This window comes from Methylocystis parvus OBBP, assembly GCF_027571405.1.
GTDB classification, from domain to species: domain Bacteria; phylum Pseudomonadota; class Alphaproteobacteria; order Rhizobiales; family Beijerinckiaceae; genus Methylocystis; species Methylocystis parva.
Genome location: NZ_CP092968.1, coordinates 3,072,778 through 3,087,485, shown reverse-complemented (window position 1 = coordinate 3,087,485; position 14,708 = coordinate 3,072,778). Strand labels below are relative to the sequence as shown.

The 14,708-nt window shown below is 65.8% G+C and carries 16 protein-coding genes and 1 riboswitch; of the genes, 7 read left to right on the top strand and 9 right to left on the bottom strand.

Annotation, left to right across the window (positions count from 1 at the left end; translation table 11 throughout):
* Positions 1-46: 46 nt before the first annotated feature.
* From MMG94_RS15035 to MMG94_RS15005, 6 genes are all read right to left on the bottom strand, one after another.
* Entirely contained in the window at positions 47-439 is a 393-nt protein-coding gene (locus MMG94_RS15035) for a VOC family protein (RefSeq protein WP_016919897.1), read from the bottom strand.
* On the bottom strand, positions 432-1,343 hold the full coding sequence (locus MMG94_RS15030) for an SDR family oxidoreductase (RefSeq protein WP_016919898.1): 912 nt from the start codon (positions 1,341-1,343) through the stop codon (positions 432-434). Before MMG94_RS15030 ends, MMG94_RS15035 begins: the two co-directional genes overlap by 8 nt.
* A gap of 10 nt (positions 1,344-1,353) precedes the next feature.
* Positions 1,354-2,718, bottom strand: coding sequence for a thiamine phosphate synthase (locus MMG94_RS22030; protein WP_338037851.1), 1,365 nt, complete (start codon positions 2,716-2,718; stop codon positions 1,354-1,356).
* A gap of 384 nt (positions 2,719-3,102) precedes the next feature.
* Positions 3,103-3,912, bottom strand: coding sequence for a thiazole synthase (locus MMG94_RS15015; RefSeq protein WP_016919900.1), 810 nt, complete (start codon positions 3,910-3,912; stop codon positions 3,103-3,105).
* Positions 3,909-4,073 (bottom strand): sulfur carrier protein ThiS, encoded by a 165-nt coding sequence (gene thiS, locus MMG94_RS15010; protein WP_338037852.1) that lies wholly within the window; start codon positions 4,071-4,073, stop codon positions 3,909-3,911. The genes MMG94_RS15015 and thiS overlap by 4 nt, the downstream gene beginning before the upstream one ends.
* 1 nt (position 4,074) lies before the next feature.
* Positions 4,075-5,085 carry an FAD-dependent oxidoreductase gene (locus MMG94_RS15005; protein WP_016919902.1) on the bottom strand — a complete coding sequence of 337 codons (1,011 nt, stop codon included), beginning with the start codon at positions 5,083-5,085 and terminating at the stop codon, positions 4,075-4,077.
* A 13-nt stretch (positions 5,086-5,098) separates the two neighbouring features.
* A riboswitch (TPP riboswitch) is annotated at positions 5,099-5,228 on the bottom strand.
* A 162-nt stretch (positions 5,229-5,390) separates the two neighbouring features.
* Between MMG94_RS15005 and MMG94_RS15000 the strand changes: the two genes are divergently transcribed.
* On the top strand, positions 5,391-5,957 hold the full coding sequence (locus MMG94_RS15000; protein WP_040579215.1) for a hypothetical protein: 567 nt from the start codon (positions 5,391-5,393) through the stop codon (positions 5,955-5,957).
* Positions 5,958-6,121: 164 nt separating this feature from the next.
* Here MMG94_RS15000 and MMG94_RS14995 read toward each other — a convergent pair whose 3' ends face one another.
* The gene (locus tag MMG94_RS14995) at positions 6,122-6,505 is read right to left on the bottom strand and encodes a cell division protein ZapA (RefSeq protein WP_016919904.1); all 384 of its coding nucleotides are present in this window, start codon (positions 6,503-6,505) and stop codon (positions 6,122-6,124) included.
* Between the two features lie 3 nt (positions 6,506-6,508).
* Positions 6,509-6,832 (bottom strand): DUF4164 family protein, encoded by a 324-nt coding sequence (locus MMG94_RS14990; RefSeq protein WP_016919905.1) that lies wholly within the window; start codon positions 6,830-6,832, stop codon positions 6,509-6,511.
* A gap of 275 nt (positions 6,833-7,107) precedes the next feature.
* On the opposite strand from MMG94_RS14990, the gene gap reads away from it, so the two are divergent.
* From gap to hspQ, 4 genes are all read left to right on the top strand, one after another.
* A complete protein-coding gene (gap, locus tag MMG94_RS14985; RefSeq protein ID WP_016919906.1) occupies positions 7,108-8,115 on the top strand; it encodes a type I glyceraldehyde-3-phosphate dehydrogenase in 1,008 nt (335 codons plus the stop codon).
* A gap of 365 nt (positions 8,116-8,480) precedes the next feature.
* Positions 8,481-8,804: a hypothetical protein gene (locus MMG94_RS14980; RefSeq protein WP_016919908.1), complete on the top strand. Its 324-nt coding sequence runs from the start codon at positions 8,481-8,483 to the stop codon at positions 8,802-8,804.
* 22 nt (positions 8,805-8,826) lie between these two features.
* A complete protein-coding gene (locus MMG94_RS14975; protein ID WP_016919909.1) occupies positions 8,827-10,017 on the top strand; it encodes a phosphoglycerate kinase in 1,191 nt (396 codons plus the stop codon).
* A gap of 103 nt (positions 10,018-10,120) precedes the next feature.
* The gene (gene hspQ, locus MMG94_RS14970) at positions 10,121-10,453 is read left to right on the top strand and encodes a heat shock protein HspQ (protein WP_026016240.1); all 333 of its coding nucleotides are present in this window, start codon (positions 10,121-10,123) and stop codon (positions 10,451-10,453) included.
* 174 nt (positions 10,454-10,627) lie between these two features.
* Here hspQ and MMG94_RS14965 read toward each other — a convergent pair whose 3' ends face one another.
* The gene (locus tag MMG94_RS14965) at positions 10,628-11,323 is read right to left on the bottom strand and encodes an invasion associated locus B family protein (RefSeq protein ID WP_016919911.1); all 696 of its coding nucleotides are present in this window, start codon (positions 11,321-11,323) and stop codon (positions 10,628-10,630) included.
* A 350-nt stretch (positions 11,324-11,673) separates the two neighbouring features.
* Here MMG94_RS14965 and MMG94_RS14960 point away from each other — a divergent pair, with 350 nt between their 5' ends.
* Together MMG94_RS14960 and MMG94_RS14955 are read left to right on the top strand one after the other, a co-directional pair.
* On the top strand, positions 11,674-13,539 hold the full coding sequence (locus MMG94_RS14960; RefSeq protein WP_016919912.1) for an extracellular solute-binding protein: 1,866 nt from the start codon (positions 11,674-11,676) through the stop codon (positions 13,537-13,539).
* Entirely contained in the window at positions 13,536-14,609 is a 1,074-nt protein-coding gene (locus MMG94_RS14955) for an AMP-binding protein (RefSeq protein ID WP_157212437.1), read from the top strand. Before MMG94_RS14960 ends, MMG94_RS14955 begins: the two co-directional genes overlap by 4 nt.
* Positions 14,610-14,708 lie beyond the last annotated feature (99 nt).

The window sequence follows — 14,708 nt, the reverse complement described above, 5'->3', positions numbered from 1 at the left end:
CGCGCCTTCGAACGATATGCGCGGCCGCGGCGCCGCTCATATGCGTTCAGGCGGCCCTGGGCGTCATCCAGGCGACGATGGCGCCGCCCGGCTCGGCCAGAACGGCCATACGACCAACGCCCGGAATGTCGAAAGGCTCCTTGCAGACGCTCGCGCCCGCCGCGACCGCCTTCTTCAGCCGTGCGTCGATATCGTCGACGGCGATATAGGTCAGCCAGTGCTCCGGCACGCCGCTGAATTGCGGGCCGCTCATTTCGAACATGCCGCCGACGCGCGCCTCGCCCGACATGATGATCCAATAGGTCATGTCGGGCATCTGCATCGCTTCGAAGCGCCAGCCGAGCGAATCGGCGTAAAATTTCTGCGCGCGCGCAATGTCGCGAACGGCGAGTTCGCTCCAGCACACGACGCCATGGATCATCGGCGTTTCCTCAGACATGCGTCTCTCCCTTGGCGGCGGTCGCGAGCAGCTTTTTGCGTAGCGCCGAAAATCCGAGGCGCCGATCCGTCAGCCAGTCGACGAGCCGCGCGGGCGTCAGGCCCGGCAGCGTCCAGCCGAGAAACCTGTTTTTCATGACGGGCGCGCGCAGCGGCGCAGGAGATGCGGTCAAGGCGCGCAGCACGGCGTCGGCCACGATTTCCGGCCCCGGAGCCGCCCGGCCTTCCGTCACCGCCCATGTCTGCATCCGCCGCGCGGCGTCGCCGTAGATCGAATCGGCGAAAGGCGCGAAGTCCGCGCTTTCGGCCTTGTCCCAAATTGGCGTTGCGATCATGCCCGGCTCGATCAGAATGACGTCGATCCCATAGGCCTTCAACTCGCGGCGCAACGCATCGGACATGCCTTCGAGCGCAAATTTCGACGCATTATAGGCGCCCAGAAATGGGGAAGCGAAGCGGCCGGCGACGGAACTCATCATGACGATGCGGCCCGGCGCGGCGCTTTGCGGTTCACGCGCGCCGAGCAGCGGCGCGAAAGCCTGCGTCACCTGCAACTGGCCGATCAGATTGACTTCCAATTGCCGGCGCAGATCGGCGATCGGCAGATGAAGGAGCGGCCCCGGCACGGCGACCCCGGCATTGTTGACCAGACCCGCAAGCGTCGCGCCGGCAAGCTGCGCCTCGACTTCCCGCGCGGCCCTTGCGACGGCCCCGGCGTCGGTCACATCGAACAGAAGCGGCGCGAAATCGGCGGCGAAGCGCGTTTGCAGCCGTTCGGCGTCCGCCGTTTTGCGCACGGAGCCGAAGACGAAGAAGCCCGCCTGCGCGAGAGAGGCCACGCAGGCTGCGCCGATGCCCGTCGAGGCGCCGGTGACGACGACGGCGCGCTTTGAAAGTTGCGTCATGCGAAACGCCTCATATCGCCAACAGCCGGGTCAGAAGGTCGATTGTAGAGGCATCCGCCCGGCCGTCGACCCGCGAGCGGCGAAAATGGCGCTGGAACGCCGCGACCGTCGCGGCCGTATCCTCGTCATAGATCCCGGTTTCCGCAAGCTTGTAACCGAAATTGGCGAGCTGGCTTTGCAGGTGCGACACGGCGGCGCCCGCCATGTCGAGCTCGAGCGCGGGACCCTCCATCGCCGGCGACGGCGCGAGCATATGGCCGACGCCGGCTTCGGCGAGCGTCTCCCAGGGAAAGAATTCGCCCGGATCGATCTTGCGGCGCGGCGCAATGTCCGAATGGGCGAGCACGCGCCGCGGCGCGATCCTGCGGCGCTCGCAAATATCGCGCGACAGCGTGATCACCGATTCGATCTGCGCGGGCGGGAAAGGATGCGGATCGATATGGCCGGGATGCGCGATCTCGACGCCGATCGAGGCCGAATTCATGTCGGTCTCGCCAGCCCAATAGCTGACGCCCGCATGCCAGGCGCGGCGCTCCTCGGGAACGAGTTGCAGCACGCGCCCGTCTTCTTCGACGAAATAATGCGCGGAGACTTCGCGGATCGGCGAACAGAGGAGTTCGAGCGCGCCCTCCGCCGTGGGCATGCCCGTATAATGCAGAATGAGCGCGGAGACCGCCTTTGCGCGCGGCCCGTGATTAGGCGAGGGGAAGACGTCCGCGCCCGCATAATCGGGGGAGAAGCCGCGCGTGAGTTCGGACGCGTCGCGCCAGGGCGCCGTCGCGGTCACCCATTCCACCGTGCGCGTCTCCGGATCGCTCGCCCGCAAAACATCCGTTACGACGCAGGCGCTGTCCGCCCCCGCCGCAAGCGCGAGACAGGCGCGGGAAGGCGTCAGACCGCCTATGGCGACGAGCGGAACGTCGCCGACGCGCTTCTTCCAGCGTCCGAGCTTTTCGAGCCCTTGCGGCCCGAATTTCATCTCCTTGAGAAGCGTCGGCCAGACGGGGCCGAGGGCGACATAATCGGGCGCATAGGAAAGCGCGCGCTCCAGTTCCGCGTCGTCATGGGTGGAGATTCCGAATTTGACGTCATGGCGTCGCAAGGCGGGAATATCGGCCTCGGCGAGATCGTCCTGTCCCAGATGCACGAAGTCGCAACCGGCGTCGATTGCGAGCATCCAATAGTCATTGACGATGAGCTGCGCGCCAGCCCCCCGGCACAGATCGCGCGCGCGGGCGATTTCGCCGCGCAGCTCCGCTTCGGGGCGATCCTTCACGCGCAATTGCACGAGCTTGACGCCGAGGGGCAGCAGCCGGGTCAGCCAATCCGCGCGGTCGACAATGAGATAGAAGGGATCCAGGCTACAGACGGTCAAAGGCGGCTCCAACGGACGCTCCGGAACGCGCCCAGCCATAGACGCGGCGCGCGCGGAGGGAAATAGAGGCGGGAGGGGCGCATGTCGAATTCAACAGAGTTCCCCGCCACATTCGTGACGGAAGGCGTGTGATGGAAGGCGCGGGCCCGCCGTCGACGGTCGCGGCGCATCGAAGCGAGCCTGACGCAGTCGCTTACGTGGACGGTCTTCGAACCCAATGACGCGCCGCTCTGGTCGCGGATGACCCGCGTCGTCGAGGATTTTCTTATCGGCCTCTTCCGTCAGGGCGCCTTCGCTGGGCGGACGCCGCGCGAATCCCTCTTCGTTCGCTGCGGGGCCGTCGCGACCAGCCAAAGCGACCTCGATGCGGGCGCGCTCCCCGAATTAAAAATCCACGCCGAAAGGCCGGCCGATCAACGGCGTCGAGGGCTCGGCCATGTCGCGCGGCGACATCGGCCTGGCGAGGAAAGCGAGCCGCCCCGCTTCGACCGCGAGGCCGAAGGCGCGGGCCATGGCGACCGGAGCGCCGGCGCGCGACACCGCCGTGTTCAGCAGCACGGCGTCATAGCCCATCTCCATCACCGCGACGGCGTGCGACGGCGCGCCGAGCCCCGCATCGACAATGAGCGGAACCTCGGGGAAATGCGCCCGCAGCGCGCGCAGCGCGAAGGCGTTGTTGACGCCGCGCCCCGAGCCGATCGGCGCCGCCCAGGGCATGAGCAGCTTGCAGCCGGCGTCGAGCAGCCGCTCGGCGACGACGAGATCGTCGGTCGTATAGGGAAAGACCTTGAAGCCGTCGGAGCAAAGCGCTTTCGCCGCCTCGACGAGGCCGAAGACGTCAGGCTGAAGCGTGTCTTCTTCGCCGATCACTTCAAGCTTGATCCAGTCCGTATCGAAGACCTCGCGCGCCATCTGCGCCGTCGCGATCGCCTCTTTCGCCGTGCGGCATCCCGCGGTGTTGGGCAGGACGCGCACGCTTGTCTCGCGCACGAGGCTCCAGAAGCTTTCGCCCGCCCGGGAGCCGCCAGCCTCGCGCCGCAGCGAGACGGTCGCGATCTCGCAGCCGGACGCGCGGATCGACTCCCCGAGGATCGCGGGCGAGGGATAGCGCGCCGTGCCGAGCAGGAGACGCGAACGCAAGGCCGCGCCGTAAAGCGTCAGCGGGTCGGCGAGGTCCTGAGGATGCGCGTTCATCCGCCCTGCCTCGGCGTCACGATCTCCACGGCGTCCCCTTCCTGCAGCAATGTCGTGTTGCGATCCTTGTCGCGCACGAATTCCTGGTTCAGCGCCGTGCCGACCTTTTGATCCTCATAGCCAAGCTCGCGCAGGAGAGCCTCCAGCGTGGAGGATTCCACGTCACGCGGTCGCCCGTTCACCTGAATGCGCATCCATGACCTCCGGGAAGTAGGCGCCGCCGAGGACGACCTCGGCGGCCCGCCGCGCCAGCGCCGGGGCAAGCAGGAAACCATGCCGGTAGAGACCGTTGATATAGATCGTCCGGCCCCGCTGGATAAGACGCGGCAGATTGTCGGGAAAAGCGGGGCGGACATCCGAACCCGACTCCACGATCTCGGCTTCGGCGAAAGCGGGATGAATCGCAAAGGCGGAATTGACCAGCTCCACCACGGAGCGCGCCGTGACCCGCGCGCGCTCCTCATTTTCGATCATCGTCGCGCCAACCATGAAGAGCCCGTTCCCGCGCGGCACGACATAGACCGGCCGGCGCGGATGCAGCATCCGGATGGGGCGGGAAAGCGAAATCTCCTCGCTGCGCAGGATGAGCATTTCGCCTTTGACGCCGCGCAGTTTCGGAATCGCGTCCCGCGCGGCGAAGCCGCGGCAGTCGATCGTCCAGTCGGGGACGGACGCCAGACTGCCCGGCTCCGCGCCGAAATGCCGCGCAACGCCGGGCAGCGCGGCGAGCCGGTCGGCGAGGGACTGCAGGGCGGCGCGCGGATCGAGATGCGCCTCCTGCGGGAAGTAAAGCGCCTCGTCGAAACGCCCGGCGAGGCCCGGCTCCAGCCTGGCGACGCCGGCGCCGTCGAGCCGCTCGAAGCGCTCGGTGCGGCGAGAAAAATCGGAGAGCTCCGCCCGTTCCCGCGGAGCGGGGACGACGAGGCTGCCGGCGACGCTCGCCACGGGAACCTCCCGCGTCCAGAAGTCGAGCGCCTCCTGCCCGAGCGTCGCGACGAGCGGTTCGGCGCTCTCCAATTCGCACCAGGGCGCGATCATCCCGCCGGCGTAGCGCGAGCAGCCCTGGCCCGGCGCGGCGGCGCGCTCGACAAGCTCGACCGCCGCCCCGGCGCGCGCCAGCGCATAGGCCGCGCAGAGCCCGGCGACGCCCGCCCCGATCACGCGCGCGAGCAAGGTCCGCCCCTGTAAAGAAGATATCTCACCATCCCTCCGCCAGCATCGGAACTGGATCAGGTTCGAAGGGTCGCCGCGCTCGGCGTCCCGCGACGCCCCCAGCAGCCTCTCAGCCTCTTGGCGAGGCTCCCCCGGCGCTTTCGAGAATCGCGCGAAAGCCCTATCCGCGTCAAGCGCCGCGGCGGCGGCGAATGACGGTTGTGTGGCGGGATGAAGGCTTGCAACGCAGGCGGCGATGGCCCACTTTCACGCCAACGACAATGCGCGCAAAAACAAAATGTCGCGCCTATCCGGGAGAGAAATCCATGTTCCGCAACCTCCGTGCGGCGCTCGCCGCGACCTTTGTCGCCGGCGCCGCCAGCCTCGCCGCGCCAGCTGAGGCCGCCAAACTCGGCCCCTATTTCCCGATCCCCAACGGCTTCAACCTCAACGGCGTCGCCCGCGACTCGCTTCTCTCCATCCAGTCGAGCTGGCTGAAGAACGGCCTCGACAATCTGGAGAAAGCCAGGAAGGAGGCGGACGCCGCGCTCGAAAAAGCCAAGGCCGACGCGCCCGACCAGGCCGCCGCCGCCGAGGCGAAAGCCAAGGACATCGACAAGCTGGTCGAGGACACAAAGGCGGAAATCGCCCTCGCGACGGACACGTCGCCCGACCACGCGGTCCAGAAAGCGCGCAAGGACAAGCTGCTCGGCAATGTGAACCAGTGGATCAACGAGCTGGAGCGCATGGCGACCGAGCAGATGAAGATCGCCATCATGTCCGATGGCGGCGTCGCGATGACGGCGGAAAAGCTCAACCACCAATATTCGACCTATGCGGACGACCTTCAGAAAGCGAAGCGCGACGCGAGCGTCGAGAATTGGGGGAAGTAACGCCTGTAAAAAGGATAACCCCGTCATTGCGAGCGAAGCGAAGCCATCCAGGGCCGCGACGACGCTCCGGATCGCTTCGCGCTTTCTCGAAGTCAGGCTACCCGACTTCGAGAAAATGCTCGCAATGACGGCTGGGCTGGCGCTGTCGTTTCCGGCCGCCGTCCCTAAACCGGAAAGTCGTCCTTAACCGACGGCTTCTGCAATTCCGTATTGAGCTGCTCGATCCGCCGCGCGGCGTCCTCGACGGCGCCGGATACGCGCTCCTCCAGCGCCGCCGCCGCCTTCTTCACCGAGTCCAGCTCCGCGCGCAAGGCCGCGATGTCCATCTCCATGGCCTGCGCCTTGCCGCGCGCGTCGGTGGCCTCATCCGCGATGGCGAGCGCCGCCATCACCACGATGCGCTGCTCGCCGATCTCCTTGAAGCCATCCTTCATCGACAGGATCTTGCTCTCGACATAGCGGGCGAGCTGTTCGAGGCGCGGCTCCTCGCCGTCGTCGCAGGAGAGGCGATAGGTGCGCCCGGCGATGGAGACGATGACGGCGGCCATTGGCTACTCCGCCCGCCGCACGGCCGAGACCGCCGCCCCGAGCGCCGCGGCGACCCCGGCGCCCGCCCCGTCGAGCCGGCGCAGCACCTCGTCGCGCGCCTTCTCCAGCGCGCTGACCCGCGCGAGCGCCGCGTCGAGATCAAGCGCGAGGCGTCCCCGATCGTCCTGCATGATGGCGAGTTCTTCCTCCAGCTCCGCGCTGGAAAGGTCGTCCTCGAGCTTCAGGGCGACGGTGCGCTCCAGAAGGTCCAGCGACGATTTCAAGCGGGAAAGCGCCGCGTCGAGCTTATCGGCGGACCGGTCGGCGGGCTTCTCTGGATGTGTCATCGCCGGGCGGCGCCCTATTTCTCACGGCGGAAAAGGTTGCGGCGGGCTCGCGCCGATTCGCCGTAACGCGTTGGTAGCATGAATCGGGCAAATCCCAAGGCGTCCCGGCCGCTTTCTCCCCCGGCGGCATCGCGGCGGCGCGACGCGTTGACAGGGGGGCGCGAGGTGCTATTCAACCCTCGCCTCGACACCAGCATCCGGCGCGCGGCGCGCAGGCGCCGCCGGGAGACAGAAGCCGCGCTCGCAAGGCTGTCGGCGACAAGGAGAAATTCCAAATGACCGTCAGAGTGGCCATTAACGGCTTCGGGCGTATCGGCCGCAACATCCTCCGTTTCATCGTCGAATCCGGCCGCACCGATCTCGAGGTCGTCGCCATCAACGATCTGGGCCCGGTCGAGACCAACGCCCATCTGCTGCGCTACGACTCGGTCCATGGCCGCTTCCCGCAGGAAGTGACGGTCGACGGCGACACGATCGACGTGGGCCGCGGCAAGATCAAGGTCACCGCCATCAAGAATCCCGCCGAGCTGCCCTATAAGGAGCTGGGCGTCGACGTCGCGCTGGAGTGCACCGGCCTCTTCACGGCGCGCGACAAGGCGAAGCTGCTGCTCGACGCCGGGGCCAAGCGCGTGCTCGTCTCCGCCCCCGGCGACGGCGCGGACCTCACGATCGTCTACGGCGTCAATCACGACAAGCTCACGAAGGATCACCTGATCGTCTCCAACGCCTCCTGCACGACGAACTGTCTCGCGCCGGTGGCGAAGGTCCTCAACGACGCCATCGGCATCGAGAAGGGGATCATGACGACGATCCACTCCTATACGGGCGACCAGCCGACGCTCGACACTTTCCACAAGGACCTCTACCGCGCCCGCGCCGCGGCGCTGTCCATGATCCCGACCTCGACGGGCGCCGCCAAGGCGGTGGGCCTCGTGCTGCCCGAACTGAACGGCAAGCTCGACGGCTACGCCATCCGCGTGCCGACGCCGAACGTCTCGGCCGTGGACCTGAAATTCATCGCCAAGCGTCCGACGACCAAGGACGAGATCCATGCGGCGATCAAGGCGGCGGCCGACGGCCCGATGAAGGGCGTGCTGGCCTATACGAACGAGAAGCTCGTCTCCATCGACTTCAACCACTGCCCGGCCTCGTCGACCTTCCATCTCGATCAGACTAAGGTGATGGACGGCAATCTCGTCTCGATCCTGTCGTGGTACGATAATGAATGGGGCTTTTCAGGCCGCATGACGGATACGGCGGCGCTGATCGGCTCGTTGATCTGAAGAAGATATTGAGGAGCCTGATTTGACAGCCCGAGACACAGGCTCTTCACCAAAGTCCGGGGAGGCGTCCGACATCGAGACGCCTCCCGGAGAAAATGCGCTTACAAAACTTGGGCGCGCCCTTGAAAGCGCTTTCGCGGACATTCGCTGCCTGCGATGCGGTCACGAGAGTTTCTACCTCGCGGGCCCTGTCGAATATGTCTATCAGGGGCGCAACGAAATTCCTGCGGCGTCGCGATTGCATCGCCATGGCGGCCCTGCGATTGAGACCGTGGACTTGATCTGTAAGCGCTGCGGCATGGTCGAGTCGCACGCTTTAAGTATTCTTGGAGATTTTACTGCCAAAGCCGTTCCGGAAGGCGAAAATGGCCTCTAAGTTCGACCTCATTCCCGGCGGCAAGAGCGATGGCGGCGGCGCGGAGGATCCGATGCTTGAGCAACGCGTCGTCAGACTCGAAGAAAAGGTCGACAGGATCGAAGCGATCCTCATGCGGCTTGAGCCCAAGATAACCGAAATAGCCCTGACAGGCGCGAAGCAACACGACCTTCACAAGACGAATGCGGATCTTGCCGAGCTGAAAGGCAAAGTTGCAGGGGTGGAGGCGCGTTTCTCCTCGCTCCCCACGACATGGACAATGCTCGGCATCGTCTTCACAACATGGGCTCCGGCATCCTTATCTTCGCAATGAACTATCTCAAGAAGTGAGACAAATGACCTTCAAGACCCTCGACGACGTCGACGTCAAAGGCAAACGCGTTCTCCTGCGCGTCGATCTCAATGTGCCGATGGAGGAAGGCCGCGTCACGGACGCGACGCGCATTGAGCGCATCCTGCCGACGATCAACGAGATTTCGGAGAAGGGCGGCAAGGTGGTCCTGCTCTCGCATTACGGCCGGCCGAAGGGCCAGCGCGTCGAGGAGGATTCGCTGCGCCATGTGCTGCCGACGCTGGAGCATCATCTCAAGCGCAAGGTCGCCTTCGCCGAGGATTGCGTGGGCGCGCCCGCCGAAGCCGTCATCGCCGCCATGAAGGACGGCGACGTCGCGCTGCTCGAAAACACGCGTTTCCACAAGGGCGAGGAAAAGAACGATCCGGCCTTTGTCGACGAAGTGGCGAAGCTCGGCGACATTTTCGTCCATGACGCCTTCTCGGCGGCGCATCGCGCCCACGCCACGACTGAGGCGATCGCGAGAAGGCTGCCCGCCTTCGCCGGCCGCACCATGCAGGCGGAGCTGGAGGCGCTCGGCTCGGCGCTCACAAATCCCGCGCGCCCGGTGATGGCGGTCGTCGGCGGCGCCAAGGTTTCGACCAAGCTGGAATTGCTCGGCAATCTCGTCGCCAAGGTCGATTATCTCGTCATTGGCGGCGGCATGGCCAACACCTTCCTCGCCGCGCAGGGCAAACCGGTCGGCAAGTCGCTTTGCGAGCACGATCTCGCCGGCACGGCGCGCGACATTCTGGAAAAGGCGAAAACCGCCAATTGCACGGTGGTTCTGCCGGTCGACGCCACTGTCGCGCAGAAATTCGAAGCGCATGCGCCCTCCCACATCGTTTCGGTCGATCATGTCGGCGCGGACGACATGATCCTCGACGTGGGGCCGAAATCGGTCGCCCAGGTGGAAAGCCTGCTCGCTCAGTGCAAGACCCTGGTCTGGAACGGGCCTTTCGGCGCCTTTGAATTGCCTCCCTTTGACGAGGGCACCAACGCCGTCGCGCAGACGGCGGCGCGCCTCACGGTCGAAGGGAAACTGCTCTCGGTCGCGGGCGGCGGCGACACGGTCGCGGCGCTCAATCAGGCCCATGCCGGCCAGGAATTCTCCTATGTCTCCACGGCCGGCGGCGCCTTTCTGGAATGGCTGGAAGGCAAGACGCTTCCCGGCGTCGCGGCTCTTACGGGTTGATTAAAAAGCGATTTCGCGCCGCACGCGAGCGCGCCGTTGACGGCGGCGACGGCGCTGCGCTACCAGTTGTGCGAGTAAACATCGCGTTAAAGGCGTCGCAAGAATGCCAAGAGAGAGCATGGCCAAATTCGGGATCGGCCAGGTCGTGAAGCACCGCCGCTATCCCTTCCGGGGCGTCATTTATGACGTCGACCCGGTTTTCGCCAATACGGAAGAATGGTGGCTCTCAATTCCCGAAGAGTTGCGTCCACGCAAAGACCAGCCCTTTTATCATCTCTTCGCGGAAAACGCCGAAACCGAATATGTGGCCTATGTGTCGGAGCAGAATCTCGTGCCCGACACGTCCGGCGACCCGGTTCGCCACCCCCAGGTCGAAGAGACCTTCGAGCGCGACGACGACGGCGTCTACCGCATGCGCGCGCCGAAAAGGCATTAGGCCCGAAGCCACTTCCCCGTCATTGCGAGCATAGCGAAGCAATCCAGAGCTCCATTCCGGCGCTGGAGCGCTTTGCTGCGCTCCTCGCAATGACATGCGAAGAATCCCCAGCGCAAAAAGAAGACGCCCGCGCTCCTCGCGCGGGCGTCTTCAAATCCCGAGACCTGAAGAAGCTTACTGCTTGGCCGGGGCCCCGCCCTTGGCCTCGAGCTTCTTGCGCTCTTCCTCGGCCTTCTTCTGAAGCTCTTCCTGGAGTTTCTTCTGCTGCTCCTCCAGCACCTTCGGATCGATGGCCGGGCCGTCGAACGCCTTGCCGAATTCGTTGAGCGGCAGATAGAAGGTCACTTCGGCATTGGCCTGGTTCTTGACGATGACCGTCATCTGCTGGGCCTTCTTCATGCCGTCGACCGTCGCCTTCTTGACCTTGGCCTCGGCGAAGCAGCCGTTCGGGAAGCAGATTTCGAAGGCGCCGGCCTCCATCGCGCCCTTATCGATCGCAAAGCGGAAGCCCGGCTTCAGCATCAGTCCCGGCGGCAGCAGCAGACGGATGATCTTGGTGTCGTCGGCCTTGGGGTCGTAGACGGCCAAAGCGAGCAGCGGCTGGGGCGCGTCGCCTTCCTTGGCCGCGGCGCCGAAGTCGCGGGTCGTGTAGCAGATTTCCTTCTTGGTCGCCGGATCGGCGCCGCAGACCTTCGTCCAGCTGGGCTGAACGGCCTGAAGCGTCGCCGTGATCGGGCCTTGCGGCTGCGCAGCCTGCTGCGCGGGCGCGCCGCCGGCGGCCGGAGCCTGCTGGGCCTGCGCCGAGAAGCCGGCGAGCAGGAACGCGCCTGCCATCGCGACCGCGGCGGACCGCGAGAAGAGGATCGACATTTCCGAAGTCCCTTTCGATTGTCTGCTAGCCGGCGCCTTTCCGGCTGCGCAAAGAGTTTTTCTGTTCTCGGTCGTCGCGCGAGGCCGACCGCACGCTGCGGCGCGTGAAAATGAAACGCCGTGGAACCCTTGCCCCGATCACGGCTCCGACCCGTCGCAGGGGCCGCGCCAGGTCGACCCCCGCATCAAGTCGACGGCAAAGCTCTTACATTGTCGGCGCGCCAAATTCCAGCGGGTCTTTGCCCTTCCGCGAGGGATCCGGGCCGCGGCGTCACGTAAAATTTTAAAATGCGGCGGAATGAGGCCCACAGACGACTTCAAGCCGCCAAAGGTTCGATTATGGTCGTGCCATGAGATTTCTTGCGATTCGCGGCGCCGCGCGGCTTCGCCGCTCCCGGCTGGCCGTCGTCCTGCTTGCGGGCCTTGCGCCCGGCGCCCCCCTTTTCGCCGCCGGCCCGATGAGCGATCCCGCGCCGGCCGCCGACAGCCACGGCCTCGCAATGCATGGCGCGCCGCAATTGCCGAAGGACTTCGATCATTTCCCCTATGCCGATCCTGCCGCGAAAAAAGGCGGGAGACTGCGGGTCGGCCTGCCCGGCACGTTCGACAGCCTCAATCCCTTCAACGTCAAATCAGGAACCGCCGCGCAGGGTCTCGTCGGCAATGTCTTCCAGGGTCTGATGGCGCGTTCGCAGGACGAGCCTTTCACGCTTTACCCATTGATCGCGCAGTCGATCGATATTGATCCGGCGCGCACGCGCGTCACTTTTCATCTCGATCCGCGCGCGCATTTTTCCGACGGAAAGCCGATCACGGCGGAAGACGTGCTCTTCTCCTTCGATCTCCTGAAAGCGAAGGGCCGGCCGCAGCAGCGCATCGCCTATGGGCTGGTCAAATCCGCCACGGCGCCGGACCCCCATAGGGTGGCCTATGACCTGACCGGGGTCGGCGACCGCGAATTGCCGCTGATCCTCGCCATCATGCCGGTGCTTCCCAAACATGCGCTCGACGTCGAGCGTTTTTCCGATGCGACGCTCGCCAAGCCGCTCGGCTCCGGCCCCTATGTCGTCGCGGACGTTCAGGCGGGCGCGCGATTGCTCCTGAAACGCGATCCCAATTATTGGGGCGCCGACATTCCGAGCCAGCGCGGCTTCTACAATTTCGACGAGATCGATCTGCAATATTTCCGTGACGGCAATTCGCTGTTCGAGGCGTTCAAGGCGGGATTGATCGACTATCGCGACGAAACGTCGACCACGCGCTGGTCGACCGGCTACGACTTCCCGGCGCTGCGCGACGGGCGGATGGCCAGGGAGTCGCTGAAAAACGAAAACCCCAAGGGACTCAACGGTTTCGTGTTCAATACGCGCCGCGCCCTCTTCAAGGATGCGCGGCTGCGCGAAGCCTTCGGCATGATGTTCGACTTCGAATGGGTCAATGCGAATTATTATGCGGGCCTCTACACGCGCACGAAGAGCTTTTTCGACGAATCGGAGCTTTCTTCCTCGGGCCGCGGCGCGAGCGAGAAGGAGCGCGCGCTGCTCGCGCCCTGGCCCGACGCCGTCCGCGCCGAGATTCTCGAGGGAGAATGGCGCCCGCCCGTCAGCGACGGCTCGGGGCGCGACCGCGACATGGCCAGGCGCGCTCTCGATTTGCTGGCCGCCGCCGGCTGCCGCGTCGACGGCGACAGGCTCATGAAGGATGGCGAGCCCTTCTCCTTCGAAATCATGGTGAAGGACCGCGATCAGGAGCGTCTCGCGCTCGCTTATGCATCTTCTCTGGCGCGCATCGGCGTCGAGGTTCGCGTCAGGCTCGTCGACGAAGTTCAGTATCAGCGGCGACGGCAGAAATTCGATTTCGACATGATGATCGGTCAGTATGTCGCCTCCGCCTCGCCCGGCAATGAGCAGCGCATGCGCTGGAGCTCGGCGACCGCCAATCAGGAATCCTCCTTCAATCTCGCCGGCGCCGCGTCGCCGGCGATCGACGGCATGATTTCCGCGTTGCTGTCGGCGCGGAGCCAGGAGGATTTCGTGACCGCGGTGCGCGCCTATGACCGCGTGCTGCTCTCGGGGTTTTATGTCGTACCCTTGTTTCACGCTTCCGAACAATGGATTGCGCATTCGACCGATATTGTCCGGCCGGAACGGTCGCCGCGCTACGGGTCGCCGATCTTCGGTCCGACCCTCGAAAGCTGGTGGAGAAAGAATCCATGACCGCCCGCGCCGCCTTTTCCGACGGTGAAGACGCGGCGCTCGCTCGCGCCCATCCATTGACCCTTTTCGGCTTCGACGCGCTGATCGCGGGCGCAGCGCGGCCGCGCCCGGGCGCGATGGCCTTCCGCGACGAGCATGACGGCGAAGCGGATGAGGCGACTTACGCCGATCTCTATCAGCGCGTCGGCGCCGGCCTCTCGCTTCTGCGCGCCTTCGATTTCGTGCGCGGCGAACGCGTGCTGATCTGCTGCCCGCCCAGCGCGCAGAGCTTCGTGCTGCTCACCGCGGCGCTCGCCGCCGGGCTCGATCCCGTGCTGGCTCCGCTGCCCTTGCCTTATTCGCGCGACGCCGTCGCCAACGCCGCCAGGGCGCTCAAAGTCTCCGGTCTCTTTGGGCCGGGGCGATTTTGCGGCCTCGATTTCGAGACGCCGCTGCTCGAGATCGCGGCGGACGCGCCGTCGATCCGGCTGATCGGAACCCTGCATGGCGCGCTGGACGGCGCCGCCGATTTTTCGTCTCGCAGCCTCGCCGCCGAGGCGACGCCGCGCGTTCGGCTCGACGACGATTGGGGCGCGGATGAGCGCCGGCTGATCGGAGCGCTCGACGATCTGGGCCAGGTCGATTTCACCACGCAGGGCGCGCTGCTCGGCGCGGCGCTCGATCTCGTGCGCATGACGCGGGCGGCGGGCGACGCGCCGGTCCTCTCGCTCTGCGCGCCGAGTTCGCTCGCCGCTCTCGTCGCCGGCCCGCTCGCCGCGCTGCTGGCCGGACGCCCGCTGCATTTTCTCGCGCCCTTCAAATCCGCGCGCTTCATCGAGACGCTCGACGCGCTCGGCCCGACGCGCCTCGTCGCGCCCGCCTCCATCCTGCCCGATCTCGGCCGCGCGGGCCTTCTGACCAATGGCGCGCTCGTTTCGGTCACCGCGGTTTGCAACGGCGCGGGCGCGCCGCGCCTCGACGCCGAACCCGCCTGCCCGATTATCGAATTGCGCGTCGCGGGCGGCGCGGTGAGCCTGCGCGCGGCGCATGCGCCGGCGCACGGCGAGAAAGGCGCTGCGGCGAGAAAATAAGGATGACAAAGCCGTGATGACGCCCCTCGTGCTTCGAGACGCCTGCTGCGCAGGCTCCTCGGGATGAGGGACTTCGCAGGCGCGCGTCATCAACCAGGC

What these genes read in the sequence shown, in the direction of transcription:
- MMG94_RS14980 (WP_016919908.1), top strand. Translation starts at nt 8,481, where the DNA reads ATGGCCTCTAAGTTCGACCTCATTCCCGGCGGCAAGAGCGATGGCGGC.
- MMG94_RS14965 (WP_016919911.1), bottom strand. Translation starts at nt 11,323, where the DNA reads ATGTCGATCCTCTTCTCGCGGTCCGCCGCGGTCGCGATGGCAGGCGCG.
- gap (WP_016919906.1), top strand. Translation starts at nt 7,108, where the DNA reads ATGACCGTCAGAGTGGCCATTAACGGCTTCGGGCGTATCGGCCGCAAC.
- MMG94_RS15030 (WP_016919898.1), bottom strand. Translation starts at nt 1,343, where the DNA reads ATGACGCAACTTTCAAAGCGCGCCGTCGTCGTCACCGGCGCCTCGACG.
- MMG94_RS15000 (WP_040579215.1), top strand. Translation starts at nt 5,391, where the DNA reads ATGTTCCGCAACCTCCGTGCGGCGCTCGCCGCGACCTTTGTCGCCGGC.
- MMG94_RS14955 (WP_157212437.1), top strand. Translation starts at nt 13,536, where the DNA reads ATGACCGCCCGCGCCGCCTTTTCCGACGGTGAAGACGCGGCGCTCGCT.
- MMG94_RS14995 (WP_016919904.1), bottom strand. Translation starts at nt 6,505, where the DNA reads ATGGCCGCCGTCATCGTCTCCATCGCCGGGCGCACCTATCGCCTCTCC.
- MMG94_RS14975 (WP_016919909.1), top strand. Translation starts at nt 8,827, where the DNA reads ATGACCTTCAAGACCCTCGACGACGTCGACGTCAAAGGCAAACGCGTT.
- hspQ (WP_026016240.1), top strand. Translation starts at nt 10,121, where the DNA reads ATGCCAAGAGAGAGCATGGCCAAATTCGGGATCGGCCAGGTCGTGAAG.
- MMG94_RS14990 (WP_016919905.1), bottom strand. Translation starts at nt 6,832, where the DNA reads ATGACACATCCAGAGAAGCCCGCCGACCGGTCCGCCGATAAGCTCGAC.
- MMG94_RS15035 (WP_016919897.1), bottom strand. Translation starts at nt 439, where the DNA reads ATGTCTGAGGAAACGCCGATGATCCATGGCGTCGTGTGCTGGAGCGAA.
- MMG94_RS15015 (WP_016919900.1), bottom strand. Translation starts at nt 3,912, where the DNA reads ATGAACGCGCATCCTCAGGACCTCGCCGACCCGCTGACGCTTTACGGC.
- MMG94_RS14960 (WP_016919912.1), top strand. Translation starts at nt 11,674, where the DNA reads ATGAGATTTCTTGCGATTCGCGGCGCCGCGCGGCTTCGCCGCTCCCGG.